Genomic DNA, 2,473 nt, shown 5'->3' with positions numbered 1-2,473 from the left:
TGCAGGGTCGTGAGGAATCGGTACCAGCGTTCCGAAGATCATGCCAGCGTCCGAATGTCGTTCGACTGACTTCATCACCTCGGACAACCACCGTGCGTCCATCTGGCAGTCGTCATCCGTGAACGCGATGACCGCGGCATCGGAATGGGTGATCAGTGCTTCGTTGAGCGCACGGCTCTTGCCGCGCGAGGTGGTCGGCACGTGCTGGATCCGATCGTCACCGATGTTCGCGATCGTCGTCAGGTTCGCGCGCGGCTCGTCGCTCTGGTCGACGACGATGACGCGGAACGCCGGCCAAGTCTGGACCACCAGGGATTCCAACACTCGCGCCAGATCGTCGGGCCGGTTCCGCGTCGCGATGATCACGTCGAGCGACCCGGGTGCGTTGTCTCGACTCATGCGCCCGCGCACACGAAACATCGGCACGGGTCATTGTTCGCCGAGCGAACTACCGCCATGTTTCCTCCGAGGCGTATCGTCGGCGTCGTTCACTTCCCGAACGGAACCGGTGCTTCGCTGCTGATGTGAGATCACGCACCAGGTCCGACCGGTACGTGAATGCCCACTTGGTCGTGACCCACATGCAGTCCAGTTGCTCTTTCGTGGAAATCGGAGTCCGCCCGATCGTGCGGAAGTAGTCGAACAACTCCATCCAGTTCGGGAAGGTCGACTTCCCGCTCACCACGAGCGCCGGATCGAACCAGGCCATGCGGCCTCGCCAATCCTTGTATTCATTGCCCGGATGGTACCGCTTGTAGAAGAGCGGCTCCGGCACGAGGTGAAACGGTCCGTGCATCGCGAGTTCGCAGAGCAGCACGCGATCGGAGTTGGTGTAGTTCTTCTGAAGTTCGGTCGTGCGGAGTATGTCCGACCGCATCAGTCCGTAGGTGGCCTCGCACCAGTGCTGCCGGCCCGACAACGACCTCAGCCGGTCGACGGGGTTCCCCTCGGTGCCCTCGAAGCGGTAGACGATCTGCGTCTCCAGGCCGTTGTCGTCGATCGACACGACGCCGGTGTGGCAGAGCACCACGTCGTCGTTGGCGTCGAGGACATCGACACATCGGGCGAGAAGTTGCGGGGCGCACCGGTCATCGTGAGCAGCGAGCCGGAAGTATCGGCCACGTGAGAGACGAAACGTCAAGTTCTCGTTGTTCGCACCACCGATGTTGGTCGGATTGCGGTGGTAGTGGATCCGAGTGTCCTTGGCGGCATACTCCGCGCAGATGTCCGCGGTTGCGTCCGTCGACGCGTTGTCGGAGATGATCAGCTCGAAGTCGGTGAAGGTCTGGGCCAACAGCGAGTCGATCGCCTCACGGAGGTAGATCTCGCCGTTGTAGACGGCCAGCCCGATGCTGACCGTCGGGATCGACTCGAATTCGCTCATTCTGCTGCCCGGAGGTGGCGACTCACCGACGGCCCAGCTCTGGGTTCAGCCCGTCGGGACGGGCTGCGGGGTGCAATTCGCCAGACTGACACTGAAGCCGGACGAGAAGTCTTCCGCCTCGATCATCGCGCCATTCTGAGGTGAGCTGAGCGTGATGACATGGGTGTCGCCCGTCTCGAGCCAGGTCTCCGTCCACACATTCGTGCCTCGTTGCCACTCGATGATGAGGACTCGGCCAGACTGAGCAGTGACGGTGCAGCCGTTGGCCCAGGCGCCCATGTACGGATACAGCAGGCTGCCCGACGTGGAGTACACCGTTCGTGAGTTCGACCCGGAGCGCCCGTTCGTCGAGTACGCAGCCCATGACGGCCAGTTGATCACCGCTCCGACCCAGTCTGTCGCGGTGCAGCCAGGCGTGTTGCAGGCCCACCGTGCCGTCACCGATTCGGTCGGATTGCAGGCTGTCGGGTTCGTACAGTCCGGCGCCGTGGTGGTGGTGGTGGGTGCGGTGGTCGTGGTGGTTGGTGTGTTCGTGGTGGTGTAGGTGAAGGTGGGGCCGCTCTGAACGCTCAGGACCTCGCCGGCGGCGAGTCCGGTGATGGCCAGCGACTGACCGGTGCTGATGGTGCCGAGCACCCGGTGGGAGGTGGCGTTGGGCAGGCCGGCGTAGGCGGTTGCCGAGCCGGTGTTGATGGTGACGGTCTTGCCGTTCGCGGCGGCGGCCGGAAGGTACACGGCTCCAGAGGTCGTGTAGCCGAGGCGTTGGTTCGTGGGTGCCAGCGATGCGGGCCACACGATTGCCGGGTTGCCGAGCGAGGAACCCCACGGGCACGGGCTGCTCGTGCACGACCAGGTGACGTTGGCCGAGTTGCCGGCGAGGGCGCCCGGCGTGGTGGTCGTCGGTGCTGCGGTGGTGGTGGGTGCGGTGGTCGTGGTCGTGGTCGTCGGTGCTGCGGTGGTGGTGGGTGCGGTGGTCGTGGTGGTGGTGGTGGGTGCGGTGGTCGTGGTGGTTGGTGTGTTCGTGGTGGTGTAGGTGAAGGTGGGGCCGCTCTGAACGCTGAGGACCTCGCCGGCGGCGAGTCCGGTGAT

At 64.4% G+C, this 2,473-nt stretch carries 2 protein-coding genes and 1 pseudogene; all 3 read right to left on the bottom strand.

Features of this window, described 5'->3' with window-relative positions; translation table 11 throughout:
- Window positions 1–399 (bottom strand): glycosyltransferase family A protein (locus VB775_RS10205; RefSeq protein ID WP_323216768.1); only part of this gene is annotated, 399 nt, incomplete at its 3' end.
- A gap of 49 nt (window positions 400–448) precedes the next feature.
- Window positions 449–1,384: a glycosyltransferase family 2 protein gene (locus tag VB775_RS10200; RefSeq protein WP_323216767.1), complete on the bottom strand. Its 936-nt coding sequence runs from the start codon at window positions 1,382–1,384 to the stop codon at window positions 449–451.
- A 45-nt stretch (window positions 1,385–1,429) separates the two neighbouring features.
- Window positions 1,430–2,473: pseudogene (locus VB775_RS10195) on the bottom strand (hypothetical protein); the annotation flags it as partial.

Source organism: Pseudanabaena sp. CCNP1317, assembly GCF_034931345.1.
Taxonomy (GTDB): domain Bacteria; phylum Cyanobacteriota; class Cyanobacteriia; order Pseudanabaenales; family Pseudanabaenaceae; genus Pseudanabaena; species Pseudanabaena galeata.
The sequence above is the reverse complement of the archived record's forward strand: the minus strand, read 5'-3'. Positions and strand labels throughout refer to the sequence as shown.

Excerpts from the sequence above, each read along its gene's own strand:
- VB775_RS10200 (WP_323216767.1), bottom strand. The coding sequence starts at position 1,384 with ATGAGCGAATTCGAGTCGATCCCGACGGTCAGCATCGGGCTGGCCGTC.